This is a genomic window from Aestuariibaculum sediminum, from assembly GCF_014596945.1.
Lineage (GTDB): Bacteria > Bacteroidota > Bacteroidia > Flavobacteriales > Flavobacteriaceae > Aestuariibaculum > Aestuariibaculum sediminum.
Genome location: NZ_JACVXB010000001.1, coordinates 932,456 through 954,278, shown reverse-complemented (window position 1 = coordinate 954,278; position 21,823 = coordinate 932,456). Strand labels below are relative to the sequence as shown.

Annotated in this window: 21 protein-coding genes; 11 read left to right on the top strand and 10 right to left on the bottom strand. The window is 35.5% G+C overall.

The window, feature by feature from the left end; translation table 11 throughout:
* Positions 1-32 precede the first annotated feature (32 nt).
* The 7 genes from hemB (at position 33) to ICJ83_RS04345 (ending at position 7,557) form a co-directional block, all read left to right on the top strand.
* The gene (gene hemB, locus ICJ83_RS04375) at positions 33-1,022 is read left to right on the top strand and encodes a porphobilinogen synthase (protein ID WP_188229124.1); all 990 of its coding nucleotides are present in this window, start codon (positions 33-35) and stop codon (positions 1,020-1,022) included.
* A gap of 146 nt (positions 1,023-1,168) precedes the next feature.
* Positions 1,169-2,323: a serine hydrolase domain-containing protein gene (locus tag ICJ83_RS04370; RefSeq protein ID WP_188229123.1), complete on the top strand. Its 1,155-nt coding sequence runs from the start codon at positions 1,169-1,171 to the stop codon at positions 2,321-2,323.
* 58 nt (positions 2,324-2,381) lie between these two features.
* On the top strand, positions 2,382-3,458 hold the full coding sequence (locus tag ICJ83_RS04365; RefSeq protein ID WP_188229122.1) for a CNNM domain-containing protein: 1,077 nt from the start codon (positions 2,382-2,384) through the stop codon (positions 3,456-3,458).
* Between the two features lie 5 nt (positions 3,459-3,463).
* Positions 3,464-3,937, top strand: coding sequence for a methylated-DNA--[protein]-cysteine S-methyltransferase (locus ICJ83_RS04360; RefSeq protein ID WP_188229121.1), 474 nt, complete (start codon positions 3,464-3,466; stop codon positions 3,935-3,937).
* Between the two features lie 84 nt (positions 3,938-4,021).
* On the top strand, positions 4,022-5,167 hold the full coding sequence (locus ICJ83_RS04355; RefSeq protein ID WP_188229120.1) for a serine hydrolase domain-containing protein: 1,146 nt from the start codon (positions 4,022-4,024) through the stop codon (positions 5,165-5,167).
* Positions 5,164-5,877, top strand: coding sequence for a 3'-5' exonuclease (locus ICJ83_RS04350; protein ID WP_188229119.1), 714 nt, complete (start codon positions 5,164-5,166; stop codon positions 5,875-5,877). The genes ICJ83_RS04355 and ICJ83_RS04350 overlap by 4 nt, the downstream gene beginning before the upstream one ends.
* Positions 5,878-7,557: an ABC transporter ATP-binding protein gene (locus ICJ83_RS04345; RefSeq protein ID WP_188229118.1), complete on the top strand. Its 1,680-nt coding sequence runs from the start codon at positions 5,878-5,880 to the stop codon at positions 7,555-7,557. It abuts the gene before it with no gap.
* 292 nt (positions 7,558-7,849) lie between these two features.
* Here ICJ83_RS04345 and ICJ83_RS04340 read toward each other — a convergent pair whose 3' ends face one another.
* The 8 genes from ICJ83_RS04340 to trhO form a co-directional block, all read right to left on the bottom strand.
* The gene (locus ICJ83_RS04340) at positions 7,850-8,503 is read right to left on the bottom strand and encodes a 3-oxoacid CoA-transferase subunit B (protein WP_188229117.1); all 654 of its coding nucleotides are present in this window, start codon (positions 8,501-8,503) and stop codon (positions 7,850-7,852) included.
* 55 nt (positions 8,504-8,558) lie between these two features.
* A complete protein-coding gene (locus tag ICJ83_RS04335; protein ID WP_188229116.1) occupies positions 8,559-9,269 on the bottom strand; it encodes a CoA transferase subunit A in 711 nt (236 codons plus the stop codon).
* 118 nt (positions 9,270-9,387) lie between these two features.
* Positions 9,388-11,721, bottom strand: a complete 2,334-nt coding sequence (locus ICJ83_RS04330) for a penicillin-binding protein 1A (protein ID WP_188229115.1) — start codon at positions 11,719-11,721, stop codon at positions 9,388-9,390.
* Positions 11,722-11,786: 65 nt separating this feature from the next.
* Positions 11,787-12,284, bottom strand: coding sequence for a gliding motility lipoprotein GldH (locus ICJ83_RS04325; RefSeq protein ID WP_188229114.1), 498 nt, complete (start codon positions 12,282-12,284; stop codon positions 11,787-11,789).
* Positions 12,271-13,620 carry a PSP1 domain-containing protein gene (locus ICJ83_RS04320; protein WP_188229113.1) on the bottom strand — a complete coding sequence of 450 codons (1,350 nt, stop codon included), beginning with the start codon at positions 13,618-13,620 and terminating at the stop codon, positions 12,271-12,273. Before ICJ83_RS04320 ends, ICJ83_RS04325 begins: the two co-directional genes overlap by 14 nt.
* Before the next feature lie 409 nt (positions 13,621-14,029).
* Positions 14,030-14,260: a ferredoxin gene (locus ICJ83_RS04315; protein ID WP_188229112.1), complete on the bottom strand. Its 231-nt coding sequence runs from the start codon at positions 14,258-14,260 to the stop codon at positions 14,030-14,032.
* On the bottom strand, positions 14,260-15,504 hold the full coding sequence (locus ICJ83_RS04310; RefSeq protein WP_188229111.1) for a peptidase U32 family protein: 1,245 nt from the start codon (positions 15,502-15,504) through the stop codon (positions 14,260-14,262). Before ICJ83_RS04310 ends, ICJ83_RS04315 begins: the two co-directional genes overlap by 1 nt.
* 7 nt (positions 15,505-15,511) lie before the next feature.
* Positions 15,512-16,582 carry an oxygen-dependent tRNA uridine(34) hydroxylase TrhO gene (gene trhO / locus ICJ83_RS04305; RefSeq protein ID WP_188229110.1) on the bottom strand — a complete coding sequence of 357 codons (1,071 nt, stop codon included), beginning with the start codon at positions 16,580-16,582 and terminating at the stop codon, positions 15,512-15,514.
* A gap of 646 nt (positions 16,583-17,228) precedes the next feature.
* Here trhO and recA point away from each other — a divergent pair.
* The 4 genes from recA (at position 17,229) to ICJ83_RS04285 (ending at position 20,783) form a co-directional block, all read left to right on the top strand.
* Entirely contained in the window at positions 17,229-18,242 is a 1,014-nt protein-coding gene (recA, locus tag ICJ83_RS04300) for a recombinase RecA (RefSeq protein ID WP_188229109.1), read from the top strand.
* A 114-nt stretch (positions 18,243-18,356) separates the two neighbouring features.
* A complete protein-coding gene (locus tag ICJ83_RS04295) occupies positions 18,357-18,779 on the top strand; it encodes a hypothetical protein (RefSeq protein WP_188229108.1) in 423 nt (140 codons plus the stop codon).
* Positions 18,780-18,800: 21 nt separating this feature from the next.
* Positions 18,801-19,343 (top strand): RNA polymerase sigma factor, encoded by a 543-nt coding sequence (locus ICJ83_RS04290; RefSeq protein WP_188229107.1) that lies wholly within the window; start codon positions 18,801-18,803, stop codon positions 19,341-19,343.
* A gap of 3 nt (positions 19,344-19,346) precedes the next feature.
* On the top strand, positions 19,347-20,783 hold the full coding sequence (locus ICJ83_RS04285) for a hypothetical protein (RefSeq protein WP_188229106.1): 1,437 nt from the start codon (positions 19,347-19,349) through the stop codon (positions 20,781-20,783).
* On the opposite strand, the gene ICJ83_RS04280 is transcribed toward ICJ83_RS04285, so the two are convergent.
* The gene (locus ICJ83_RS04280) at positions 20,784-21,353 is read right to left on the bottom strand and encodes a uracil-DNA glycosylase family protein (RefSeq protein WP_188229105.1); all 570 of its coding nucleotides are present in this window, start codon (positions 21,351-21,353) and stop codon (positions 20,784-20,786) included.
* 113 nt (positions 21,354-21,466) lie between these two features.
* Positions 21,467-21,811, bottom strand: a complete 345-nt coding sequence (locus tag ICJ83_RS04275; RefSeq protein WP_188229104.1) for a HopJ type III effector protein — start codon at positions 21,809-21,811, stop codon at positions 21,467-21,469.
* Positions 21,812-21,823: the final 12 nt, after the last annotated feature.

Here is a 21,823-nt window from a genome sequence, read left to right as displayed (position 1 = left end):
AACTTTTAAATTTGCACCTTTAACTTATTTATATGTATCCGTTAAGAAGAAATAGACGATTAAGAACAAGCGAAGCCATTAGAAGCTTAGTAAGAGAAACGATAATTACTCCAAACGATTTTCTTGTGCCACTATTTGTGGTTGAAGGTAAAGGCGTAAAAGAGGAGATTGCTTCGATGCCAAACTACTTCCGCTACAGTTTAGATTTACTGGAACAAGAAGTAAAAACACTTTGGAATTTAGGTTTAAAATCGGTTCTATTATTTGTAAAAGTACCCGATAATTTAAAGGATAATAAAGGAACCGAAGCCTTAAACCCTAACGGATTAATGCAACGTGCCATAAAAACAGTAAAAAATGCCTGCCCCGAGATGCTAGTCATGACTGATGTAGCACTGGATCCTTACTCAGCTTACGGACACGATGGTATTATCGAAAACGGCATGATTTTAAATGATCCAACTTCCGAAGTACTTTCTGAAATGGCGGTATCTCACGCCATTGCTGGTGCCGATTTCGTTGCTCCAAGCGACATGATGGACGGTCGCATTATTCAAATGCGAGAATTACTGGAAGATGAAGGATTTACCAATACAGGAATTATGAGCTATTCGGCAAAATATGCTTCAGCTTTTTATGGACCTTTTCGAGATGCATTAGATTCTGCCCCAGTTGATATAGTAGATATTCCAAAAGACAAAAAAACGTATCAAATGGATTATGCCAACCGTATTGAAGCCATTCGGGAAACCGAAATGGATATTGATGAAGGTGCCGATATTGTAATGGTAAAACCTGGCTTGTGTTATTTAGACATAGTTCGTGACATAAAAAATGCCGTTGATGTACCTGTTGCTGTTTATCAGGTATCTGGAGAATACGCTATGCTAAAGGCGGCTGCGGAAAAAGGCTGGTTAGACCATGATGCCGTTATGATGGAGCAGGTAACAGCTATTAAACGTGCTGGCGGCGATATTATAGCAAGTTATTTTGCTAAAGATGTCGTTAAGCTTATCTCATAATAGTTGATTACTAATAGATGAGAAAAGGACTGTTTTTAATTATTGCATCTATTTCCTTTCAGCTTACTTTCGGACAGCTTACCTATAGCAACTTGGAATTAACTGGATTAAACTAAAAACGAGTACAAGCAGAGGTAGACTCTATAATGCTTCTAGGAATTCAGGCTAAAGCTTTCCCTGGAGCGCAATTGTTAGTAGCTAAGCAAGGTCACATCATATTTCATCAAGCATATGGCTTTCATACTTATAACAACGAAACGCCTGTAGCCCTAAACGACATATATGACCTGGCATCAATAACTAAAATTATTGGTCCTCTACCGGCACTAATGAAATTATATGAGGAAGGAAAACTCGATTTAGACAAACCCTTCAGTGATTATTGGAAATCATGGCGTCATGTAAAAGATAAAAAGGACATTACACTTAGAGAATTGTTAGCTCATCAAGCGGGATTACAACCTTATATTTCATTTATGAATGATGTCATGTTAAAGGATGGCAAGCTAAAAAAGCGTTTTGTAAAACAAAAACGCACAAAACGATATAATTTAGAAGCCTACCCCGGTATTTATATTAACAAGCGTTTTAAGAAACATATTTTTAGATCCATAAAACATTCTAAAGTAGAGCCTAAAAAAACCTATTTATACTCTGGGTTGGCTTCATTAATTTATCCTGAACTAATAACAAAAATTTCAGGAACACCATATTACGAGTATCTTCAGGAGCATTTTTACATGCCATTAAATTGCGAAACACTTAGCTTTATCCCAAGTTTAAACCACTACAACAATGCTATTGTTCCAACAGAACACGATTCAATATTTAGAAAACAATTAACTAAGGGTTGGGTGCATGACGAAAATGCCGCTATATTTGGTGGTATTTCGGGTAATGCCGGCTTATTTGGCACAGCTAAAGATCTTGCTATTATTATGCAAATGTATTTGCAAAAAGGTTTATATGATAATAAGCGGTATTTAAAAGAAAGTACAGTTAATGAATTTATTCGTATTCAATACCCCGAAAACAATAATCATCGTGGTTTAGGGTTCGACAAGCCTTTAATTGGCAACAATCTACTACCAATTAACAAAGCTTATCCTGCTCCAGAATCGAGCACTAAAAGTTTCGGTCATTCGGGGTTTACAGGAACTTTTGTCTGGGCAGACCCAGAAAACCAACTTGTATTTATATTTCTCTCAAACCGGGTCTATCCAACACGAGAAAATCGTAATCTTTACAACTTAAACATTAGACAGGCCTTGCAACAAGTTTTCTATCAAGCTTTAAATTAAATTTAAACTCAGTTACAATTTCAGATTTTGTAACTTCGTAAAAAACGATATCTTATTTATGAGCGCACTAATTTTTTGGGCAACAATTTCTATTTTCTTTTCCTTTTTATGTTCCATTCTAGAAGCGGTACTACTAAGTGTTACTCCAACATTTATCAACCTTAAAAAACAAGAAAGAAAGGAGTACGCCTACACCTTGGAAGCCCTCAAAAAAGATGTAGACAAGCCTTTAATTTCAATATTAACTCTTAACACCATTGCTCATACAATTGGAGCTATGATGGTTGGTATACAAGCCGAAAAATTACCTTATAAAATAGAGCTATTTGGCATAAATACTGTTGGCGTTGTTTCAGCAATAATGACTTTACTGATTTTAATCGCTTCTGAAATTATTCCAAAAACCATAGGAGCAACCTATTGGAAAAATCTGGCTAATTTTACTGCAAAAGCACTTACTGTTTTAATTTTTCCATTAAAATGGACTGGTCTTTTATGGTTGTTACAGCTTACTACAAAACTTATAGGTGGTAAAGGTCATGGCAGTGTTTTAAATCGTGAAAGCTTTATGGCCATGACAGAAATAGCACATGAAGAAGGTGTTTTTCAGGAAAGCGAAAGTAAGGTGATTAAAAATTTATTAACCTTTAAGGAAGTATTTGCTAAAGACATCATGACACCTAGAACGGTCATGAAAATTGAAAATGAAAGTACAACTGTTGAAGCCTTCTTCAAAAAAAATCTAAATCTTCGCTTTTCAAGAATTCCTATATATTCACATGACCAAGATAATATTAAAGGACTCGTTTTAAAAGATGATGTTTTTAAAGAAATGGCATTAGATAACGGCACTAAAAAATTATCTGAGCTCAAAAGGAATATTATTGTTGTTTCCCGAAGTTTACCTATTCCAACCCTTTTTGAACAGCTTATTGAAAGCAGAAACCATATGGCTTTAGTTGTTGATGAGTATGGTTCGGTAAGTGGTATTGTTACAGTTGAAGATGTTATTGAAACCCTACTAGGACTTGAAATTATGGATGAAAGCGATAATGTTTCCGACTTGCAGCATTTAGCAAGAAAAAGCTGGGAGGCCAGAGCAAAACGCTTAGGCATTATTGAGGACGGTAAATAAAACACATGGAAACCTGTATTATTAATACACCTTTAGGGTGCACTAAAATTACAGGTAATAAACATGGGGTTTCTTCCGTTTCTGTTTTAAACGAAAATGTTACAATTTCAAAAGACATCCCAATCGTCCTGGAAGATTGCAAAAATCAATTACTGGAATACTTTGCCGGCACTAGAAAACAATTTAACTTAAAACTTAATCCGCAAGGAACGGATTTTCAAAAATCAGTTTGGAACTTATTACAACAAATTCCATTTGGAAAAACCCTGTCTTATCTGGAACTTTCAAAACAATTAGGTGATATTAAAGCCATTCGCGCTGTAGCAAATGCAAACAGTAAAAATCCAATATGGATTATAATTCCCTGCCACCGGGTTATTGGTTCAGACGGCAGTCTCACGGGTTATGCAGGAGGATTACACCGTAAAAAATGGTTACTGGAACACGAAAACCCAAACAAACAACAAAGCCTATTTTAATGTTACCTTATTTATAGCTCGTTAAATTTGGGAGTCATATTCCTCAAAATATTTTCTATATTTATTTCAGTTAAACCCAAAAGCATGAAATTCCTAAAAAAAATACTTAAATGGACAGCCATTTCCCTCACTTTAATCATTCTTTTACTTTACATATTTGATTACGGATATATTATTCGAGGTGCTAAAATAGTATATCTAACAGGGCACAAAACAGCTTTTATTGATGACTATCCTTATTTTGAAAACGACACTATAAAAGCAGGAAATCATACCGATGCCTGGCCAATTCATAGCGCCTACAACAGTGTAGAGCCAACAAATAAACTTGCTACCGTAAACAACGATTGGGGCACAATTGCCTTCTTGATTTTTAAAAATGATAGTATTTGGTTTGAAAAGTATTACGATGGTTTTAACGAACACTCTAAAACAAACTCCTTTTCTATGGCTAAAAGTATTACTACAACCCTGTTAGGTAAAGCCATAATGGATGGATATATTAAGAGTTTAGACCAACCCATAAGCGATTATTACCCTCAATACGACTATGCCAAAACCACCGTTGGCGATTTAGCTTCGATGGCTTCAGGGTTAGATTGGGTCGAGCATTATACGAGTCCTTTTTCAGTAACCGCGCGTGCTAATTACGACGACGATTTAGCCGAAACCATCCTTAACCAAAAAGTGGTTGAAGAACCTGGTAAAACATTTAAATATTTAAGCGGAAACACCCAGTTACTTGGTATGATAATACAAAAAGCCACTGGTAAATCATTATCAAGTTACCTTTCAGAAAGTTTTTGGGAACCTATGGGTGCCAGTGATGACGCCTTATGGCAATTAGACGACAGCAAGCATAAACTCGCCAAAGCTTTTTGCTGCATTTCGAGTAATGCGAGAGATTTTGCTCGTTTTGGAAAATTATATAAAGACTACGGAAAATGGAATGGCCAGCAATTACTGGACTCTGCTTATGCTGTAAAAAGTGTAACACCTCGATTTAAAGAAAGTCCAGAATACGGTTACGGCTGGTGGATGAAAGACGTTATTGGAAAACACTTTTTTATGATGCGCGGCCATCTTGGACAATATGTTATTGTACAACCAGATGACAATGTGATGATTGTACGATTAGGCCACAGAAAATCACCTGATGAAGGGGTTGGTCAATTCACAAAAGACATAAGTATTTATATTGAAGAAGCCTACAAAATGTTAAATGAATGATCTCAAAAATCAACTTAGAAAATATACTATTTCTAGATATTGAAACGGTACCCGAAACACAACATTTCAGTGATTTAGATGAAACCAAACAAGCGCTATGGGAACAAAAATCGCAATACCAAAGAAAAGATGATTTTACTGCCGAAGAATTTTACGATCGTGCTGGTATTTGGGCTGAATTTGGAAAGATAGTTTGTATTTCAGTAGGATATTTTGCTTTTAAAGGGGATATCCGAACATTTAGAGTCACCTCATTTTTTGGGGATGAAGTTACACTACTGAAAGATTTTAAAAATTTATTAAATACGCATTTTAACACCCCTTATCATTTACTTTGCGGCCATAACGCCAAAGAGTTTGACTTCCCTTATATTGCGCGCCGTATGATTATTAATGGTATTGAATTACCTCACAAACTAAATCTATTTGGAAAAAAACCCTGGGAAGTACCTCACATCGATACTCTGGAACTTTGGAAATTTGGCGATTTTAAAAGTTATACATCGCTAAAACTTCTTACTAATGTTTTAGGCGTACCTTCACCTAAAGATGATATTGATGGCAGTGAAGTCTATCGCGTGTATTATGAAGAAAACGAAATAGATCGCATTGTTATTTATTGTGAAAAAGACACCATTGCCGTAGCGCAAATATTTTTACGATTACGAGGCGATGAACTACTAACCGACGATGAAATTATTCATATATAAATGAAAGAAAACCCGATTTTAAAAGTTGAAAACCTAAGTATTTCCTTTGGAAAAAATGAAGTGATTCACAATATTTCTTATGAGTTGTTCGAAAATGAAATTTTAGGTATTGTTGGGGAATCGGGTTCTGGTAAATCGGTGTCTTCATTAGCTATTTTAGGATTGTTGCCTGCTAAAATTTCAAAAATTACATCTGGACAAATTATTTTTAATAATGTAGATTTATCCAAAATATCTTCTAAAGCATTTCAGCTTATTCGAGGTAAAAAAATTGCGATGATTTTTCAGGAACCCATGAGTTCTCTAAATCCTTCTATGACTTGCGGAAAACAGGTTCAGGAAATACTGTTACAACATACAACCCTAACAAAAAAAGAGGCGAAGGATGAAACCTTAATACTTTTTGAACACGTAAAACTCCCAAACCCATCACGTGTATTTAATGCCTATCCGCATGAAATTTCGGGCGGACAAAAGCAGCGGGTAATGATTGCCATGGCCATTAGCTGTAAACCTGATATTTTAATTGCCGACGAACCAACGACAGCACTCGATGTTACGGTGCAAAAAGACATTATAAAACTCATTAAGGAGCTTCAGCTTAAAACCAAAATGAGCGTCTTATTTATTACTCACGATTTATCACTAATATCGGAAATTGCCAACCGTGTATTAGTTATGTATAAAGGCGATATTGTAGAACAAGGAAATGTACAATCCATATTTAAAAATCCGGAACACTTGTACACAAAAGCGCTTATAAACGCGCGACCTTCGCTCGATACAAGATTAAAGGTTTTACCAACGATTAAAGATTATCTAGAAGGCACTACAGATCACGCAATAATAAGCAGCAGTGAGCGCCAAAAAAAGCATGATGCCATATATAGTAAACCCCCTTTATTAGAAATAATAAATATTGAAAAGGAATATATCTCCAATAGCGGGTGGTTTAGCAAACCTTCTGTGTTTAAAGCAGTAAATAAAGTAAGTTTTAAACTCTATGAAGGTGAAACGCTAGGTTTAGTTGGTGAATCTGGTTGTGGAAAATCGACTTTAGGAAATGCAATTCTTCAATTAGATAAAGCAACGGCGGGGCAGATTATTTATAAGGGTACTGATATTACTCAACTTTCTAATAGAGATATAAAAACCCTCCGCAAAGAAATTCAAATTATATTTCAGGATCCATATTCGTCATTAAACCCCAGAATACCGGTTGGCGAAGCCATTTTGGAACCTATGGAAGTACATCGCTTATATAAATCGAATGCCGAACGAAAAGCCAAAGTTATTGAAATATTAGAACGCGTGGGGTTAACAATGGACCACTTTAACCGTTATCCGCATGAATTTTCCGGAGGCCAACGCCAACGCATAGGCATAGCTAGAACGATAGCTTTGCAGCCCAAACTTATTGTTTGCGACGAATCGGTTTCGGCATTGGACATATCGGTTCAAGCGCAGGTTTTAAATCTATTAAACGAACTAAAGGAAGATTTTGGATTTACTTATATTTTTATTTCACACGATTTGGCCGTGGTAAAATATATGTCCGATCAATTATTGGTAATGAATGAAGGTAAAATAGAAGAATTGGGTGATGCTGATTTAATATACAACACACCCAATTCTGCTTACACTAAAAAATTAATAGAGGCAATTCCAAAAGGTTTATAACATAAACACTTTTTTCGTTAAATAGAGTAAACTCTTGAAAAACCGAAAATTCTCTCGCAAAGTCTCTTTGAATTTACTCTCTGATAAAGTAGATTGTTCAGGTAGATTTGAATCCAATTTCATAAGCGTTAAATTTATGGTAAATTTGGGTTAAACAATTATTTAAATTTGGTTGATTAGGGATGACTAATATCGAATATTTTTTAGTTTTATCGTTAAAAAACACAATATATTCGATGAAATGCATTTAATTTTAACATTTCACATAATACCCTACAACACTTTCCTACAATTAAAAAGCCATTTCAGGAATATCGCCTTCAATAAGAAGTGTGCCTTCGGTTGCGTTTTTTATATCATCGACAGATACTCCTGGAGCGCGTTCCAAAAGTTTAAATCCTTTGGAAGTTACCTCAATAACGGCAAGGTTAGTTACTATTTTTTTTACGCAAGCCACACCTGTTAAAGGCAAAGAACACCTTTTAAGCAACTTAGATTCTCCTGCTCTATTGGTATGCATCATGGCGACGATTATATTTTCAGCACTCGCTACTAAATCCATGGCACCGCCCATACCTTTCACCATTTTCCCAGGTATTTTCCAATTGGCAATATCACCATTTTCTGCCACTTCCATAGCTCCCAAAATAGTTAAATCGACATGTTGACCGCGAATCATAGAGAAACTCAAAGCCGAATCAAAAAAACTTGCCCCAGGCAAGGTCGTTATGGTTTGCTTTCCAGCATTAATAACATCAGCATCTTCTTCACCTTCAAAAGGAAAAGGTCCCATCCCTAATACTCCATTTTCACTTTGAAACTCGACCTCAATATCATTGCGCACATAATTGGCAACTAAAGTTGGGATACCTATGCCTAAATTCACATAATACCCATCTTTTACTTCTTTAGCTATTCGCTGTGCTATACCAGTTTTATCTAACATATTTATCTTATTTAAGATGCTTAAAGCTTAGAATAGCTTTAAACTTTAGTTGACTTTAATTTTCTGAACTTCTTTGTCTCACGGTTCGCTGTTCTATGCGTTTTTCGTAATGTGTTCCTTGAATAATTCGTTGTACAAAAATGCCTGGAATATGAATTTGATTAGGATCAAGTTGGCCTAAAGGAACCATTTCCTCAACCTCAGCTACAGTTATTTTGGCAGCACCACACATTACAGGATTAAAATTACGTGCAGTTCCTTTAAATATTAGGTTTCCGGCCTCATCTCCTTTCCACGCTTTTACAAAAGCGAAATCTGCTTTAAAAGCATGTTCTAATACGTACATCTTACCGTTAAACTCCCGAGTTTCTTTCTCTTCAGCTACTTCCGTTCCATAGCCAGCAGGAGTGTAAAAGGCAGGAATACCTGCTTGTGCTGCTCTACATCGCTCGGCCAATGTTCCTTGCGGGATGAGTTCCACTTCAAGCTCACCTGAGAGCATTTGACGTTCAAATTCTTCGTTTTCGCCCACATAAGAAGATATCATCTTTTTTATTTGTCGCTTTTGAAGTAATAACCCCAGACCAAAATCATCAACTCCAGCATTATTGGAAATACAGGTAAGCCCACTTATACCTCGTTTTACTAATTCGGCAATAGCATTTTCTGGAATACCACTAAGTCCAAACCCACCTAACATAAAGGTCATACCATCCGATACGCCTTCCAATGCTTCAGTAATATTAGCTACTTTCTTATTTATCATTATTATTAGTTTTAGCAGTATAAATTTACGAATAACGAAAGGATATGAGCAAATTATTATGAAATAAAAAACCCATTCAAAAAATTGAATGGGTTTTTTAAAATATTATTAATATTCGCTAAAATTCTAAATCGTCTGGCGTTTCAGGTTCATCATCTACAACCGTTTCTTTAGTTTCAACTAGCGAACAATCCACATTAATCGATAAATTTTCTGGCGCTTCAAAATCTCCTTTAGAGATATTTAGTGTTTCATCGGCGTAACAACTTTTCATATACATACCCCAAATAGGCAGCGCCATGGTTGCTCCTTGCCCGTATGTAATGGTTTTAAAATGCACAGAGCGATCTTCACCACCAACCCAAACACCAGTTACCAGATTAGGTACCATGCCCATAAACCAACCATCGCTTTGATTTTGAGTAGTTCCTGTTTTACCTGCTATCGGATTTTCGAATTCATATGGATATCCAGTAATTACTTCTTTATACACCTGATTGTTTACACCCCAGTTACCGCGTAATCTAGTTCCTGAACCACCACGCGTTACGCCTTCTAAAAGTTTTACGGTAACATAAGCTGTTTCTTCACCAACAACATCACGCGTTTCGGGCTTAAATTGATACAAAATAGTTCCGTTTTTATCTTCGATAGTGGTAACCATAACAGGCTTGGTATATACACCTTTATTAGCGAAGGTCGCATAGGCTCCTACCATTTCATAAACACTTAAATCGGGAGTTCCTAATGCAATTGATGGTACTGCTGGAATATCTGATTCTACGCCTAATTTTTCTACTAAATCACGAACGGTTTCGGGACCAACTTTATCCATTAAACGTGCTGTAATTGTATTTACAGATCCTGCTAAGGCATTTTTTAAAGTCATACTGCCTCCATATTTTCCGTCGGAATTTTTAGGACACCAATCTTCAGGGTTTCCATATTTGTTTTTTTCAATACAGAAAGGCGTATTAGGAAACTCATCGCACGGCGATAAATGCAACTGATCTACCGCTGTGGCGTAAACAAAAGGTTTAAATGTAGATCCCACCTGACGCTTTCCTTGTTTCACCATATCGTATTGGAAATGTCTATAATTCATTCCTCCAACCCAGGCCTTTACATGTCCTGTACTTGGATCCATAGACATCATACCAGTACGTAAAAACGATTTGTAATAACGCATAGAATCGATAGGCTTCATAATCGTATCGATTTCTGATGGCTGTCCGTCTTTCCATGCAAATACCGACATCTGTATGGGCTTATGAAAAGAGGCTTCAATTTCTTTATTCGATTTCTTTAAATCATATTTCATATGTCGCCAGCGCTCCGATTGTCGCATACTGTTTCGCATTAAAGTATCAATGGCTCCTTTTGTTAAATCTAAAAATGGCGCTGTTGGATTGCGCTCTGGTGTATTTTGATGAAAAAACTCTTTCTGAAGTTTAGCCATATGCCTTTGCACAGCATCCTCGGCATATTGCTGCATTCTGGAATCGATAGTCGTGTAAATCTTTAAACCATCATTATACAAATTCCATTTTGTCCCATCTGGTTTTGGATTATCTTTTATCCATTCTTTCATAAAACTATCCAAATAGCCTCTAAAATAAGTAGCAATACCTTCTCTGTGCGATTCGGGTGTGTAATGAATATCTAAATCTGTTTTTTGCAGAGAGTCTTTAACTGCTGATGTTATATACCCATACTTTTCCATTTGAGAAAGCACTGTATTACGTCTTTTTCTTGTTAGCTCTTCTCTCACGCGTGGGTTATATAATGATGAGTTTTTAAACATACCGACCAGCATGGCCGATTCTTTCAATTCTAAATCCTTAGGCTCTTTACCAAAATATATTCTTGCCGCACTTCGTATGCCATCGGCATTATTTAAGAAATCATAAATATTGAAATACTGAGCTATAATTTCTTCCTTAGTATACTGGCGTTCTAAACGAATAGCTATAATCCACTCTTTTACCTTTTGCAGAATACGCTCGATGATATTTTTAGAACCTTCACCATGAAATAATTGCTTTGCTAACTGTTGCGAAATCGTACTGGCACCTCCGCCACTACCCATTTTTACAACGGCTCTCAAAGTACCATAAGCATCAATTCCTGAATGCTGTTCGTATCGCGCATCTTCGGTGGCAATTAGCGCATTTACTAAATCTTGTGGCAAATCGTCGTAACCAACAGGTGTTCTGTTATCGTTAAAATAAAATTTACCTAAGGTTTGTCCATCCGATGATATAATTTCGGTAGCCAGATTTGTTCTGGGGTTTTCAAGAACGGTGTGGTCGGGCATTTCACCAAAAACGCCCCAAGAGGCCATTAAAAAAATTAAGACCGCAGCCAGAATTCCACTTGCAAATAGCATCCAAAACCAACGTATATATTTCGAGAAGTTTGTAGGTTCTGCTTCTTGTTTTTTTGTTGCCATGTGTCTTTTAAATTATAAATAGGGTTTTATCAAAGTGCCTTATTTGAGGATTTTAAACACCTTGTTTAATTCATACTTTTTATATGTTCTATACGAAAACCAACATCGGTTATGCCTTCAAGTTCTACCACACCATTAACCTTGCCATTTTCGCGCATAGCCTGTTGTATATTGACCTGATATGTTCCTGCTTCGTTGAAAACCACGCCTTCTTTATACCACAGTTTATTTTCCTTTATATCGGTTATTCCAGTTCCTAAAAGCTTTCCAGAAGGGTCAGCCATACGGTACTCTAAAGTATCTGTAACCGTTTTCCCATGAGGAAAATTCATTTCAACAATTAAAAATAAATTATTGTATTTATAAGCATTTGTATTTCTAAGATTTACAAATAAATTATAGGCATTTGTAGAGTCTGGCGGTGTGAAATCAAAACTAACAATAGAATCTTTATGCCATCTATTTGGAATAGACTCATACTGGTCGAAAACACGATTTGAATCACAAGACACTACGGTTACAACGAGCATGACTAAAAATAACATGACATTACTTTGTGGCATCTTTATTCTTTTGATTTTGAGGTTTTCTGTTATTTTTTGATCTATTATTATTTCTGGATTTATTTTTATTACCTCCAGTATTTTTAGAATTCGAACCTTTAGCTCCAGCATTTTTAGGCCCTTGCTTTTTTGGTCCAGAGTTGTCATTATTACCAGACGTACCTTTAGCAGGTGCTTTCCCTTTACTTTTAGTATTGCGGGTTTTATTTCTGCTTCTACTATTTTTACGTTTTTTATTTGGTTTTGGACTATCGAAACGCGTTAAACTATCCTGACCTACAACGTTTTCAAACTCCGATTTAGTATCCGAAATGACATCGGCTGCATACTCCTCAAGACTCGCAATTTTTTTATTTTCCTTATTTAAGGCAATTATTTCGTTAGCTTGCTCGGTGGTAATTTTATGCCAATTAATCCATTCACCTTCATAAGCATACCACATAAACCCTTTAAAAATATCGGTTTTCTGACAAATGGCTACGCCTTTTTCGGTTTGTAATTTTATTTCAGACTTTGGAAAATCCTTTAACGCATCGAGATACGTATCCAATTCATAATTTAAACAGCATTTCAATTTACCACATTGACCCGCCAATTTTTGCGGATTTAATGATAACTGTTGGTAACGTGCCGCCGATGTGCTTACCGAACGGAAATCGGTTAACCAAGTTGAACAACACAACTCGCGACCGCAAGAACCAATGCCACCAAGTCTGGCAGCTTCCTGACGAAATCCTACCTGTTTCATTTCAATACGTGTACGAAATTCGCGGGCAAAAACTTTAATTAACTCACGAAAGTCAACACGTTCTTCGGCTGTATAATAGAAGGTGGCTTTACTGGCATCGCCTTGAAATTCGATATCAGATATTTTCATTTCCAACTTAAGGTCTATAGCAAATTGCCTTGCTTTTACCTTCATAGGTTCTTCGCGATCTCTGGCGGCTTGCCAAACATCGATATCCTTTTGATTCGCTTTGCGATATATTTTTAAAGTTTCGTCGGGAGTTTCAGAAATATTTTTGCGTTTCATTTGAATACGCACCAATTCTCCGGTAAGGGTAACCATGCCAATATCGTGCCCTGCCTGAGCCTGAGTGGCTACAACATCGCCAATACTTAGCGTTAAATTTTCGGTGTTTTTATAATAATCTTTTCTACCGTTTTTAAATCGAACCTCAACCCAATCAAACGGTTTCTCACCACCTGGAAGAGACATATTTGACAACCAATCGAATACCGTTAGTTTATTACAACTATCGGTACCACAAGTGCCATTATTTTTACATCCTTTTGGTTGACCATCTTTACCAGTTGAACAACTGTTACAAGCCATAAATTTCTATATATTGAATTCGCTAATAATTAAGCTATTGCGAATGAATGTTAAAGTGTATTTCTAAAAGGTAAAGATAGTATTTTTTAGTTGGATGCAAGAACCCTTGCTATTTTTAATATTACAACGCTTTAGAACTAAAAAACCCACTACTATTGCAATGGGTTTTCTTGTTATTTGTATTATGTGTTTTTCTTTAAAAATTTATAGAGCCGGTATAGTAAAAACACTATAAAGGCTATCGCCATAAATCCTATTAATTGCATGATTAATAAGCCAATACTAAAATCTTTTGTTAGCATATTTTAATATTAAATTAGGGGTACTAGCCAAATATATAAAACTCAATTTGCGTTATCGAACACACAGGAAAACACTTATTAACAATTAGATGAAATACGCCACAAACTTATACAGATTTTACATCAATTATTTTTACCGGACAGGCTTTTGCTGCATGTTCGCAGTCTTCTAATATGGTATAATCGTTAGATTTTATAGTATGAAAACCTTTTTTATCGACACTTTTTAGCAGCACCGATTTCCCATCCTTTTTAGACATTTGAAACTGATTAGGCGCCAGCTCCACACAATAATTACAACCAATACATTTGTTGCGTTGTAAGGTAACAACAACCATTATGCCTCTACTTTATTTTCAACAATTTTATATAATTTATCTGAAGGTCGAATTCTGAAACCTAACGGAATGGTAACTGAATCGCCTTTTGAAGCTTTGTTTAATGGTTCGTCGTTTACTAGCATTTGAGCCACTTCAACTTCTTTTGCTCCCGTGGTTGGTCCAGTAACTAAAATGGTATCGCCAACAGATACATCGAAAGCTTCAATTTTAAACTCACCAATTTGAGCTTTTGGGAAATAATGAGAGCCTTTGCCTATGTAAACCTTCTTTTGGGTTGCATGAGATCCTGTGCCTTTACTCCACTCACCTAATTTTTGCCCTAAGTAATAACCATTCCAGAATCCGCGATTATATACTTTTTCCAACTCTTGCATCCAGGTCACCACTTTTCCTTTATCGAAACTGCCTTGCTCTAAGCTATCAATTGCCTGACGATAACATTTAATAACCTTTGCTACATATTCTGGTGCACGGCCGCGTCCTTCAATTTTCAATACTTTTATACCTGCATCGGCAACCTGATCTAAAATATCGATGGTACATAAATCTTTTGGCGACATCATGTATTCGTTATCCAGCTCTATTTCGAAACCAGATTCCTGATCGATAACTGTATATTTTTTTCGGCAGTTTTGTTTACACGCCCCTCTGTTTGCAGAAGAATTATGCGAATGTAAACTCAAATAACATTTTCCTGAAACCGCCATACATAAAGCACCATGACCGAAAATTTCAATTTCAACTAAATTCCCTGAAGGGCCTTTTATTTGATCCTTTTCTATTAGATCGGTAATTTTTTTAACCTGGCGTAAACTCAACTCACGACTTAACACCATCGTATCGGCAAACATGGCATAAAACTTAACCGTTTCAATATTGGTGATATTAATTTGAGTTGAAATATGCACCTCCATACCAATGTCGCGAGCCGCCATAATAACCGCTTGATCCATAGCTATGACTGCCGTAATATTAGAATCTTTAGCCTTTTGGATTAAGGTTTTTACAATCGACAAGTCGTGATCGTAAATAATGGTATTTAAAGTTAAATACGTTCTAACATTTTTTTCCTGACAGCGCTGTGCTATTTCTGGCAAATCGTCTAATGTAAAATTGATGGATGCGCGGGCGCGCATGTTAAGCTGTTCCACACCGAAATACACAGAATCTGCACCATTATCTAAAGCTGCCTGCAAGGATTCGAAATTCCCTGCAGGTGCCATTAATTCAATCTTTTGCATGATAAAACTAGTCTTCTTTTTTAAAATGCTCGAATATGTTTCTTAAATCCTTTTTGTAGGGTAAGTGATCGGCCCGTCCTTTCTTAAAAATATCGTTACTATTTCCTTGACCTTTGCGTAAAGCCTTTTGCTCTTCATATGGCAAACGATTAATCTCCATACAAGCTGTAGAGCAACAATTTTCCATTTCTTCCTGACATTTAGGACATTGGATAAACAACAAATGACACGCATCGTTAGCACAATTGGTATGCACATCGAACGGTTCGCCACATTGGTGACAGTTAGCAATAATATCGTCGCTAATACGTTCGGCACGACGCTCATCGAACACAAAATTCTGACCTAAAAATTTATTCTCTAGGTTTTGTTCTTTAACCTGACGGGTATATTCTATAATACCACCTTCAAGCTGATACACATTTTTAAAGCCTTTATGCTTAAAATAAGCACTGGCCTTTTCGCAACGAATACCACCAGTACAATACATAACCAGGTTTTTGTCTTCTTTGTGATCTTTTAAATCGTCTTCAATAATATCTAAAGATTCTCTGAAGGTATCAACATCTGGTGTCACGGCATTTTTAAAATGACCTATTTCACTTTCGTAATGGTTTCGCATGTCTACCAGTACGGTATTCTCATCTTCAATAAAACGGTTAAAGTCTTCCGCCTTTAAATGAACACCTTTATTGGTTACATCGAAAGTCTCATCGTTTAATCCGTCGGCAACAATTTTTTCACGCACCTTAACTTTCAATTTTAAGAACGATTTATTGTCTTGCTCAACAGCAATATTTAATCGAATATCTTTTAAAAACTCAATGGTGTCTAAATGTGCTTTAAATTCGTTGAAACGATCGGCCGGAAGTGATAATTGGCCGTTAATACCTTCGTGAGCGACATATATTCTACCTAAAACATCTAAGGCGTTCCAGACAATAAATAATTGGTCTCTAAATTCCTGTGGATTTTCAATTTTGGCGTACTGATAAAAAGAAAGCGTTAATCGATTTTTTCCTGCTTTATCGATTAATTCTGCTCGCTCTTTAGCACTTAATTTATTGTACAGTTGCATGCTATACTAATTTTTTAAGGTTAAAGATTTTATTTTTTGTGGCGCAAAGGTAAACAATTTAAATACAATGCCCAACTCCATAAAAAAAGCGCCCATGTGCAGAATCGGGCGCTTTTTTAATCATTTTGAGTTAGTCGAACTTAAAATGTTTAATGAGATCATTTTCATAGCAAAAAATTCCCATGTATATTACCTTGATGCAAATAACATTAAAAGGTTGCGTTGTTTTTTTAAAATAATTTAATCGGCTAATATTTCAACATTAAAAACATCAAACTGCTCAGGGTAAATTTTATCGTGCCTACAATAAACTGGGAGGGTTAGATTTTTCGTTTCGAACTGAATTTTTAAATCGGCAATTTGAAATTCACCTAAGAGAACTGTCCCCTTAAGGGGACTTTAGGGGTGTCTTACATTTTTTTCAATACCAACCATATTACGAGCTTATTCACTGGTTGTACAGGAAATAAACACAGACACCAAAAAAACATCCAAATTTTATATCTCATCATTAATAATTATAACAAACATTCAACTGGTATTTATAAGATATATTTTTTAACAAAAGGTTGCGTGATAAAATTGTGCAATGATAAAACTTATAGTATTTTAGCATACTATTTTCAGATAAATAATACTTTACAGAATGAGCAACGAAAAAGAAGCGAAATTAAAAGCGCTAAAACTAACATTAGACAAATTAGATAAGGCCTACGGAAAAGGAACGGTAATGAAAATGAGCGATCAAGCTGTTGTAGATGTTGATGCTATCCCGTCGGGTTCTTTAGGCTTAGATATTGCTTTAGGTGTTGGAGGATATCCTCGCGGACGTATTATTGAAATTTACGGACCAGAATCGTCAGGTAAAACCACGCTTACCTTACATGCCATTGCCGAAGCGCAAAAAGCTGGTGGTATAGCAGCATTTATTGATGCAGAGCATGCCTTCGATAGATTTTATGCCGAAAAATTAGGTGTCGATCTAGAAAACTTAATCATTTCACAACCTGATAACGGTGAACAAGCTTTAGAAATTGCCGATAATTTAATTCGCTCGGGCGCCATTGACATCGTTGTTATTGATTCGGTAGCAGCCCTAACACCAAAAAGTGAAATTGAAGGTGAAATGGGAGATTCTAAAATGGGATTACACGCCCGTTTAATGTCTCAGGCATTAAGAAAACTTACTGCATCAATTAGTAAAACCAATTGTACGGTAATATTTATTAACCAATTACGTGAAAAAATTGGTGTTATGTTTGGTAACCCCGAAACCACAACTGGTGGTAATGCCTTGAAATTCTACGCTTCGGTGCGTTTAGATATTCGCCGTTCTACCCAAATTAAAGAAACTAATGGTGATGTTTCTGGTAATAAAACCCGTGTAAAAGTGGTTAAAAATAAAGTCGCTCCTCCTTTTAAAACAGCCGAATTCGATATCATGTATGGCGAAGGTGTAAGCAAAGTTGGTGAAATTTTAGATATAGCCGTAGAAAACGAAATCGTGAAGAAAAGCGGGTCCTGGTTTAGTTACGAAGACACCAAACTTGGTCAAGGTCGAGATGCCGTTAAAACACTCATAAAAGACAACCCTGAACTTATGGAAGAACTCGAAACGAAAGTTAGAGCGGTCGCCAAAGCAGCTTCAGAAAATGAATAACAGTAAAAAATCCCGATTTTATCGGGATTTTTTCATTTTTACACGCAACCTTTTAATTTCAAACGCATCTTAGTAACAAAAGCATAAAAAAGAAAAAGTTATTAAAAATTATTTATGAAAAAGTTACTATTACTTAGTTTGAGTTTATTGCTCTTTATTTCTTGTGATACAGATAATGACGAGTACAACTATTACTTTGAAATTTTACCCGTAGAAAGTGTAGACATTCCAGAGGAATTTGTTTTGGGCGAAACTTACCCAATTACTGTATCATACAATAAGCCAACGTCTTGTTACGTATTTAGAAATTTGTATTACGCCAAAGACAACAATGAGCGTACTGTAGCACCAATTATGACGGTTTACGAAAATAACAATTGTGAAACTTTGGAAGACTTTACAGAAGATGCTACCTTTAACTTTATTGTTACCAGCAATGGCTCTTACATTTTTAAGTTTTGGCAAGGCGAAGATGAAAATGGTGATGATATCTACCTAACCTATGAAGTACCGGTAGTAGAAGAGGCAACAAACTAAGTATAACACAATTCGGCTAATTTGAGTTTAAATCAACTCATAGAACATTGTAAAAAAAATGATACTAGAGCACAAAGTGAACTATACAAACTCTTTTCGGGTAAACTATTCACTTTGTGCTTAAAGTATTCGCGCAATTATGCCGAAGCTCAAGACCATTTACAAGATGCCTTTTTAACCATATTCGATAAAATAAATCAATACAAATATAAAGGATCTTTTGAGGGATGGTTAAGACGCATAACAGTTAACACCGTTTTACAGCAATACCGAAAAGAAAAAGTTTTTGAAATTGCTCAAGAAGAAAATATTGAAGATGAAGAAATAGAAATTGATGAAGATACTATATCCATCGAATTTTTATTAAAACTCATACAAGAATTGCCAGATCGGTACCGCTTGGTGTTTAACCTTTACGTGCTGGATGGCTATTCTCATAAAGATATCGCTGAGATGCTTGATATAAATATAGGTACATCAAAATCGAATTTGGCTCGAGCCAGACAAGCATTAGTACAATCTATAGAAGCATATAAAGCATCCCAAAATTTACAATCATTATAAAATATGAGTGATAAAAAACATATAGACCGACTGTTTCAGGAACACTTTAAAGATTTTGAAGTAGCTCCAAGTGATGCAGTTTGGAAAAATATTGAAGCCAAACTTGGAGAAAAAAAGAAGAAAAGAATTATTCCTATTTGGTGGAAATATGCAGGTAGTGCTGCTGTAATAGCCCTTTTATTAACTGTTGGAATTCAGCTTTTCTCCACCGAACCAATTGAAAGGGAAACTCCTGAAAACGTTAACACAAATATTAATATCAATACACCTAGTAGCGAATCTATTAAGGTTGCTTCAGATCATACAACAAAGGATGAAGCAAATAATGAAAATGCGGAATTGAATAATAATTCGAATGGAATTAAAAGCACCCAAAACACATTAAATTCAAAACAAAAAACATCTACCCCAGTTCAAATAGCATCTTCGACTGAAACAACTGGTAAAATGGATCCTCATGATGTTGAATCACAAATTTCAAAGAACAATAACAACAACACGTTATTAGCTAACACATCTGAATCAAACAAAACAAAACTTTCAGATGACACCGAAAAAAATGAGCTAAACATAAAAGAAGAATACACTAAAAACCAAAACATAGCAGAAAACAAACCCGAAAAACCGCAAGAAAAAGGAACAAATTTGACTATTGAAGATGCTATTAAAAGCAGCAACTCTATTGCCGAAGAGAAAGAGAAATTAAACCGATGGAGTATTACACCAAATGTTGCTCCTGTATATTTTAATTCGCTAGGCGAAGGCTCGTCGTTAGACCAGCAGTTTACAAATAATGCCAAAACCGGAGAAATAAATATGAGTTATGGTATAAACGCAAGTTATGCCCTCAATAAAAAATTACGAATTCGTTCTGGAGTTAATCGTGTTAACTTAGGTTACAACACCAATAATGTTGTAGTCTACGAGTCTACAGCATTTAGCAGCAGCTCAAGTACTTTAGAAAATGTAAGTCCGAGCGGTGGTTTTGTGAGTAATTCATCAAATGATGGTATTGCGGTTATTAGCTCCGAAAATCTTTCTGAAGCTGGTAAAACCCCCGAAACCTTTAAAAGTTTTAACACCTCATTAAACCAAAGTTTCGGTTTTATAGAAGTGCCGTTAGAAATAGAATATACGATTACCGATAAGAAATTCGGATTAAATGTTATTGGCGGATTTAGTTCTTTATTTTTAAATAATAATGACGTGTATTCAGAACCTGTAAACGGGTCAAGAACTTATATTGGTGAAGCTACAAATATTAAAGATGTGAGTTACAGTGCCAATTTTGGTTTAGGTCTAAATTATAAAGTTACCCGAAAAATAGACTTTAATTTAGAACCTATGTTCAAGTATCAAATTAATACGTTTAGTAATACTTCTGGAGATTTCAAACCATATTTTATTGGTATTTACAGTGGATTTGCTATAAAATTCTAATTATAATATTTCCTTTACTATTTGTTGTAAAGCCGGAACCACCTCGAACTCAAACCAAGGGTTTTTATTTAACCAAAACCTATTTCTTGGTGAAGGATGTGGTAAGGGTAAATATTTAGGCAAATACCTATTGTAATTCTTTACCGTTTCGGTTAATGTGTTCTTCGCCTCTTTTTTCAAATAATAGTTTTGCGCATACATACCAATTAATAGAATTAATTCTACATGTTTTAATTCATTAAACAATATGTTATGCCATTTCGGAGCACATTCAGGGCGAGGCGGTAAATCACCCGACTTTCCTTTACCCGGATAACAAAACCCCATGGGGATAATAGCAAAGTTTTTTGTGTTGTAAAACACTTCTGAACTGACATCTAACCAACGTCGTAATTGTTTGCCACTGGCATCATCCCAAGGAATTCCCGAAGTATGCACCTTTGTTCCAGGTGCCTGCCCAATTATTACAATTTTAGATTCAGGATCCAATGTAAAAACTGGTCTAGGGTTCAGGGGCAACTTGTCTTTACAAATGGTGCATTGCTTTATATTTTCAATTAAGTGTTGCATTTATTCTATATTTTCCTGAATAAAGACATTTTTTAAAATATTGGTAACAAAATAAAAAACGCTTCAGTATTTCTAAGATACCAAAGCGTTTTAAAATATTTTAATAATTAGTATTATTTAGAAACTAGAGGTTGGCCGTCAAAAGTTAAGCCTTCGAATCCGGTTTTCATAAAATTTCTAATGTTTTGATGCCCTGCACCATTTGGGTCGTTTAATACTTCCTGTGTATAAAACTTTCCGAAACAAGCTAAAGTTTCTTCTTTTGTAAAGTTCTGGTGTTTTGCAAAAGCAAATAATTTACAAGATCCCGAATTTTGTCCGGCTTCATTTTGGATTTCACCATTTTTAAAAGCGGTTGGTGTAAATTCATAATTTGCTTCAACAACGGCCATTGTATCATTAAATTCGACAGATTCGGGAGTTTTTTGTAATTTTTCTTTAAATATTTCTATTGTCATTTTTATATGTTT

What these genes read in the sequence shown, in the direction of transcription:
- ICJ83_RS04370 (WP_188229123.1), top strand. Translation starts at nt 1,169, where the DNA reads ATGCTTCTAGGAATTCAGGCTAAAGCTTTCCCTGGAGCGCAATTGTTA.
- ICJ83_RS04320 (WP_188229113.1), bottom strand. Translation starts at nt 13,620, where the DNA reads ATGGCTTGTAACAGTTGTTCAACTGGTAAAGATGGTCAACCAAAAGGA.
- hemB (WP_188229124.1), top strand. Translation starts at nt 33, where the DNA reads ATGTATCCGTTAAGAAGAAATAGACGATTAAGAACAAGCGAAGCCATT.
- ICJ83_RS04340 (WP_188229117.1), bottom strand. Translation starts at nt 8,503, where the DNA reads ATGTTAGATAAAACTGGTATAGCACAGCGAATAGCTAAAGAAGTAAAA.
- ICJ83_RS04360 (WP_188229121.1), top strand. Translation starts at nt 3,464, where the DNA reads ATGGAAACCTGTATTATTAATACACCTTTAGGGTGCACTAAAATTACA.
- ICJ83_RS04325 (WP_188229114.1), bottom strand. Translation starts at nt 12,284, where the DNA reads ATGCCACAAAGTAATGTCATGTTATTTTTAGTCATGCTCGTTGTAACC.
- trhO (WP_188229110.1), bottom strand. Translation starts at nt 16,582, where the DNA reads ATGCAACTGTACAATAAATTAAGTGCTAAAGAGCGAGCAGAATTAATC.
- ICJ83_RS04345 (WP_188229118.1), top strand. Translation starts at nt 5,878, where the DNA reads ATGAAAGAAAACCCGATTTTAAAAGTTGAAAACCTAAGTATTTCCTTT.
- ICJ83_RS04310 (WP_188229111.1), bottom strand. Translation starts at nt 15,504, where the DNA reads ATGCAAAAGATTGAATTAATGGCACCTGCAGGGAATTTCGAATCCTTG.
- ICJ83_RS04275 (WP_188229104.1), bottom strand. Translation starts at nt 21,811, where the DNA reads ATGACAATAGAAATATTTAAAGAAAAATTACAAAAAACTCCCGAATCT.
- ICJ83_RS04315 (WP_188229112.1), bottom strand. Translation starts at nt 14,260, where the DNA reads ATGGTTGTTGTTACCTTACAACGCAACAAATGTATTGGTTGTAATTAT.
- ICJ83_RS04285 (WP_188229106.1), top strand. Translation starts at nt 19,347, where the DNA reads ATGAGTGATAAAAAACATATAGACCGACTGTTTCAGGAACACTTTAAA.
- ICJ83_RS04330 (WP_188229115.1), bottom strand. Translation starts at nt 11,721, where the DNA reads ATGGCAACAAAAAAACAAGAAGCAGAACCTACAAACTTCTCGAAATAT.
- ICJ83_RS04350 (WP_188229119.1), top strand. Translation starts at nt 5,164, where the DNA reads ATGATCTCAAAAATCAACTTAGAAAATATACTATTTCTAGATATTGAA.
- recA (WP_188229109.1), top strand. Translation starts at nt 17,229, where the DNA reads ATGAGCAACGAAAAAGAAGCGAAATTAAAAGCGCTAAAACTAACATTA.
- ICJ83_RS04355 (WP_188229120.1), top strand. Translation starts at nt 4,022, where the DNA reads ATGAAATTCCTAAAAAAAATACTTAAATGGACAGCCATTTCCCTCACT.
- ICJ83_RS04280 (WP_188229105.1), bottom strand. Translation starts at nt 21,353, where the DNA reads ATGCAACACTTAATTGAAAATATAAAGCAATGCACCATTTGTAAAGAC.
- ICJ83_RS04365 (WP_188229122.1), top strand. Translation starts at nt 2,382, where the DNA reads ATGAGCGCACTAATTTTTTGGGCAACAATTTCTATTTTCTTTTCCTTT.
- ICJ83_RS04295 (WP_188229108.1), top strand. Translation starts at nt 18,357, where the DNA reads ATGAAAAAGTTACTATTACTTAGTTTGAGTTTATTGCTCTTTATTTCT.
- ICJ83_RS04335 (WP_188229116.1), bottom strand. Translation starts at nt 9,269, where the DNA reads ATGATAAATAAGAAAGTAGCTAATATTACTGAAGCATTGGAAGGCGTA.